The following is a 5,080-nucleotide window of genomic DNA, read 5'->3' as shown; positions in this document are numbered from 1 at the left end:
GGGCGCAGGGCGGCGGCACGGCAGCAGCCCCTGGCCCGGGGCCAGGGGCTGCGAGGCGTTCGACGGCCGATCCGCGCGACCGCGGTGGCGGGGTCTGCGACCGTGTGTCCGCCGACGATCACCCGTGCGGGACGCGCGACCCCGGGACTACGGCAGGTTCCTCGCCATGACGATGCGCTGGATCTGGTTGGTGCCCTCGTAGATCTGCGTGATCTTCGCGTCGCGCATCATGCGCTCGACCGGGTAGTCACGGGTGAAGCCGTAACCGCCGAGCAGCTGGACGGCGTCGGTGGTGATCTCCATCGCGGCGTCCGAGGCGTAGCACTTGGCCGCCGCGCCGAAGAAGGTGATGTCCTCCTTGGCGCCGCCCAGCGACACCCGCTCGGACTTGGCCGCCGCCGCGTAGGTCAGCTGGCGGGCGGCCTCGAGCTTCATCGCCATGTCGGCGAGCATGAACTGCACGCCCTGGAAGTCGCCGATGGGCTTGCCGAACTGCTTGCGCTCGGTGACGTAGCCCTTGGCGTAGTCCAGCGCGCCCTGCGCGATGCCGAGCGCCTGGGCGGCGATGGTGATGCGGGTGTGGTCCAGGGTCTGCATCGCGGTGGCGAAGCCGGTGCCCTCGGCGCCGATGATGCGGTCGGCCGGGATGCGGACGTTGTCGAGGTAGACCTCGCGGGTGGGAGAGCCCTTGATGCCGAGCTTCTTCTCCGGCGCGCCGAAGGAGACGCCCTCGTCGTCCTTCTCCACCACGAAGGCGCTGATGCCCTTGGTGCGCTTCTCGGGATCGGTGACCGCCATCACCGTGTAGTAGTCCGACACGCCCGCGTTGGTGATCCAGCGCTTGACGCCGTTGAGCACCCAGAAGTCGCCGTCGCGTACCGCGCGGGTCTTCATGCCGCCCGCGTCCGAGCCGGCGTCCGGCTCGCTCAGGCAGTAGGAGAACATCGCGTCGCCCTTCGCCATCGGCGACAGGTACTTCTTCTTCAGCTCCTCGGAGCCGGAGAGGATCACCGGCAGCGAGCCCAGCTTGTTGACCGCGGGGATCAGGGAGGAGGAGGCGCAGACGCGGGCCACCTCCTCGATGACGATGCAGGTGGCGAGGGCGTCGGCCCCGGCGCCGCCGTAGGCCTCGGGCACGTGCACGGCGTGCAGGTCGTTGGCGACCAGCGCCTTGAGGGCCTCCTCCGGGAAGCGGGCCTCCTCGTCCACCTCGGCGGCGTGCGGCGCGATCTTGGCCTCGGCGAGCGAGCGCACCGAGTCCCTGAGCATGTCGTGCTCGTCGGACGGCCGGTACAGGTCGAATTCTGCGGCTCCCGCCACGGTGTCTCACTCCCCAGAAGAGTTCCGTTGCTAACTACCGTTAAGTAACCCTGATTCTAGGCCGCCGGGCCCGTTCCCGGGTACGTGAGTTTGCCGACAACCGTCCCGTCCCGCGCCCGGCCGGCCCGGCTATGCTGCGCGGGCAGCGACCGCTCACGTTCCAGGAGTACCCCCCATGGCACCCAAGATCACAGTGATCGGCACCGGATACCTCGGTGCGACCCACGCGGCAGCCATGGCCGAGCTGGGGTTCGAGGTGCTCGGGCTGGACGTGGTGCCGGAGAAGGTCGAGATGCTCTCCCGCGGAGAGGTCCCGATGTACGAGCCGGGGCTGGAGGAGCTGCTGGCCCAGCACGTCGCCGGTATGGCGGGTGCCAGCGGCCGGCTGCGGTTCACCACCTCCTACGCGGAGGTGGCCGAGTTCGGCGACGTGCACTTCATCTGCGTGAACACCCCGCAGCGGCACGGCGAGTACGCCTGCGACATGAGCCACGTGGACGCCGCCGTCGAGTCGCTGGCCCCGCTGCTGACCCGGCCGGCACTGGTCGTCGGCAAGTCCACCGTGCCGGTGGGCAGCGCCGACCGGCTGGCCGCCCGCCTGGCGGAGCTGGCCCCGGTGGGCGAGGAGGCCGAGCTGGCCTGGAACCCGGAGTTCCTCCGGGAGGGCTTCGCGGTGCAGGACACCCTGCACCCGGACCGCATCGTGGCCGGCGTGCGTTCCGACCACGCCGAGCACCTGCTGCGCGAGGTGTACGCCGGCCCGCTCGCCGAGGGCTCACCCTTCGTCGTCACCGACTTCCCGACAGCCGAACTGGTCAAGACGGCCGCGAACTCCTTCCTGGCCACCAAGATCTCCTTCATCAACGCCATGGCCGAGGTCTGCGAGGCCGCCGACGGCGACGTGGTGAAGCTGGCCGAGGCGATCGGCCATGACGACCGGATCGGCCGCAAGTTCCTGCGGGCCGGCATCGGGTTCGGCGGCGGCTGCCTGCCCAAGGACATCCGCGCCTTCATGGCCCGGGCGGGTGAGCTGGGCGCCGACCAGGCGCTGACCTTCCTGCGCGAGGTCGACTCGATCAACATGCGACGCCGCGGCCACATGGTCGAGCTGACCCGCGACGCGGTCGGCGGTGCCCTGCTCGGCAAGCGCATCGCGGTGCTCGGTGCCACCTTCAAGCCGGACTCCGACGACGTCCGCGACTCGCCGGCGCTCAACGTGGCCGGTCAGCTGCACCTCCAGGGCGCGCAGGTCACCGTGTACGACCCCAAGGGCAACCGCAACGCCCAGGCACTCTTCCCCACCCTGGGCTACGCGCAGAGCGCGCTCGACGCGGTGCGCGGCGCGGACGTGGTGCTGCACCTCACCGAGTGGCGCGAGTTCCGCGAGCTGGACCCCGAACTGCTCGGCGAAGCCGTCTCGGTGCGACACGTCCTGGACGGCCGCAACGCGCTCGACCCGCAGCTGTGGCGTAAGGCAGGCTGGACGTTCCGGGCCCTGGGACGGCCGACCGCCTGACCGGGGCCGTACGACGTCGAAGGGGAAACGTCATGGCCACCGTCACGATGGGCGTCACCGTCCTGGACTGCCCGGATCCGCGGGCGCTCGCCGGTTTCTACGGCGCGGTCCTCGGCTGGGAGCTGACCGAGGCGCCCTTCGGGTCCGACCTGGACGAGTGGGCGGAGCTGCGCGGGCCGGGGGGCCGCGGCCTCGCCTTCCAGCGTTCCGAGGGCCACCAGCCGCCCGTCTGGCCCTCCACCGACCGCCCGCAGCAGATGCACCTCGACTTCGACGTGCCGCGCGAGCAGATGGACGAGGCCGAGCAGCAGGTGCTCTCCCTGGGGGCGAAGCTGCTGGAGGGGGACGACGGCGGCAAGCGCGACTTCCGCGTCTACGCCGACCCGGCCGGGCACCCGTTCTGCCTCTGCGTCGCCCCCTGACCCGAGCCGGACCGCCAGGCTCACCCGTCCTCCCTGACCCCGAGAACCCGACCGGCCCGGCCTTCGACCTGCCCGACGGCGCGTGCGACGCGTGCGGGGCGGGCGTCAGGGCCGGGAACCTCGGCGTCGTCCGGCGGCCCGGTTCGCCGGCGGCCCCGCCCGGGGGCGGGGTTCCCCGAACGGTCGCATTCCCCGCCCCCGGCGCTGGCCCCCGCTACGCTGACCCCGCGGATCACGGCGTGCCGTTCGGCGGCGTCGTGCTCCAGCGGCCGGTGGGGGCTCGGAACAGCGCAGGCACTCAAGTGAGCCAAGGAGTACGCACCATGAACGCGACCGCACAGATCGGCGTCACCGGACTCGCGGTGATGGGCCGGAACCTCGCCCGCAACTTCGCCCGGAACGGCTACACCGTCGCCCTGCACAACCGGACCGCGGGCAGGACCCGTGCGCTGGTCGAGGAGTTCGGGCACGAGGGCCGGTTCGTGCCCGCCGAGACCGCCGCCGAGTTCGTCGCGGCCCTGGAGCGCCCCCGGCGCCTGATGGTGATGGTCAAGGCCGGCGAGCCGACCGACGCCGTCATCGAGGAGTTCGCGCCGCTGCTCGACCGGGGCGACATGATCATCGACGGCGGCAACGCCCACTTCGCCGACACCCGGCGCCGGGAACGGACCCTGCGCGAGCGCGGCATCCACTTCGTCGGGGCGGGCGTCTCCGGCGGTGAGGAGGGGGCGCTGCACGGCCCGTCGATCATGCCGGGCGGCTCCGCCGAGTCCTACGCGGCGCTCGGGCCGATGCTGGAGGCGGTCAGCGCCAAGGTCGACGGCGACCCGTGCTGCACCCACATCGGCGCCGACGGTTCCGGGCACTTCGTCAAGATGGTGCACAACGGCATCGAGTACGCCGACATGCAGCTGATCGCGGAGGCCTACGACCTGCTCCGCAACGTCGCCGGTTACGAGCCGCCGCGGATCGCCGACATCTTCCGCACCTGGAACACCGGCCGTCTCGACTCGTACCTGATCGAGATCACCGCCGAGGTGCTCGCCCACACCGACGCGGCGACCGGCCGCCCCTTCGTGGACGTCGTCGCCGACCAGGCCGAGCAGAAGGGCACCGGCCGCTGGACCGTGCAGACGGCGCTGGACCTCGGTTCGCCCGTCTCCGCCATCGCCCAGGCGGTGTTCGCCCGGTCGTCCTCCGGCCAGACCGGCCTGCGCGGCGCCTACGCGGGGCTGCCAGGGGCCGCCCCGGAGCCGATGGACGAGGCGGCGGCCGAGCGCTTCACCGACCAGGTCGAGCAGGCGCTCTACGCCTCCAAGGTCATCGCCTACGACCAGGGGTGGAAGATGATGACGGACGCCGCGGCCGAGTACGGCTGGGACCTCGACCTCGGGGCCGTCGCCCGGATCTGGCGCGGTGGCTGCATCGTCCGCGCCGCCTTCCTGGACCGGATCCGCGCCGCCTACGCGGCCACCCCGGACCTGGCGAGCCTGCTCTCCGACAAGGTGTTCGCCGAGGAGATGGGCGGCGCCCAGGACGGCTGGCGCGAGGTGGTCGCCACCGCGGCCCGGCAAGGTGTGCCGGCACCGGCCTTCTCCGCCGCGCTGGGCGCCTACGACACGCTGCGGGCCGCCCGCCTGCCCGCCGCCCTCACCCAGGGGCAGCGCGACTACTTCGGCGCCCACACCTACCGGCGCACCGACCGCGAGGGCGGTTTCCACACCCTGTGGGCCGAGCCGGACCGCCCCGAGACGACCGTCTGACCCACCGGTCCTGGCGGGGTGTGCCCGGGCGGCACGTCGCGCAGCACGCGGCCCCGGGG

General features: G+C 72.3%; 4 protein-coding genes. 3 read left to right on the top strand and 1 reads right to left on the bottom strand.

Translation table 11 applies throughout. The features are described 5' to 3' along the window. Positions 1-147: 147 nt before the first annotated feature. Positions 148-1,320, bottom strand: a complete 1,173-nt coding sequence (locus tag ACYVE9_RS08225) for an acyl-CoA dehydrogenase (RefSeq protein ID WP_461027078.1) — start codon at positions 1,318-1,320, stop codon at positions 148-150. A gap of 175 nt (positions 1,321-1,495) precedes the next feature. On the opposite strand from ACYVE9_RS08225, the gene ACYVE9_RS08220 reads away from it, so the two are divergent. The 3 genes from ACYVE9_RS08220 (at position 1,496) to gndA (ending at position 5,021) form a co-directional block, all read left to right on the top strand. Continuing rightward, positions 1,496-2,836 (top strand): UDP-glucose dehydrogenase family protein, encoded by a 1,341-nt coding sequence (locus tag ACYVE9_RS08220; protein ID WP_461027077.1) that lies wholly within the window; start codon positions 1,496-1,498, stop codon positions 2,834-2,836. Positions 2,837-2,868: 32 nt separating this feature from the next. Beyond that, positions 2,869-3,258, top strand: coding sequence for a VOC family protein (locus tag ACYVE9_RS08215; protein WP_461027076.1), 390 nt, complete (start codon positions 2,869-2,871; stop codon positions 3,256-3,258). A 323-nt stretch (positions 3,259-3,581) separates the two neighbouring features. After that, positions 3,582-5,021 (top strand): NADP-dependent phosphogluconate dehydrogenase, encoded by a 1,440-nt coding sequence (gndA, locus tag ACYVE9_RS08210; RefSeq protein ID WP_461027075.1) that lies wholly within the window; start codon positions 3,582-3,584, stop codon positions 5,019-5,021. Positions 5,022-5,080 lie beyond the last annotated feature (59 nt).

It is taken from the genome of Streptomyces sparsus (genome assembly GCF_054776295.1).
This window is presented reverse-complemented; position numbering and strand designations above follow the sequence as displayed.

Bases quoted from the DNA above. Each gene is read 5' to 3' on its own strand.
- gndA (WP_461027075.1), top strand. From the start codon at position 3,582: ATGAACGCGACCGCACAGATCGGCGTCACCGGACTCGCGGTGATGGGC.
- ACYVE9_RS08220 (WP_461027077.1), top strand. From the start codon at position 1,496: ATGGCACCCAAGATCACAGTGATCGGCACCGGATACCTCGGTGCGACC.
- ACYVE9_RS08215 (WP_461027076.1), top strand. From the start codon at position 2,869: ATGGCCACCGTCACGATGGGCGTCACCGTCCTGGACTGCCCGGATCCG.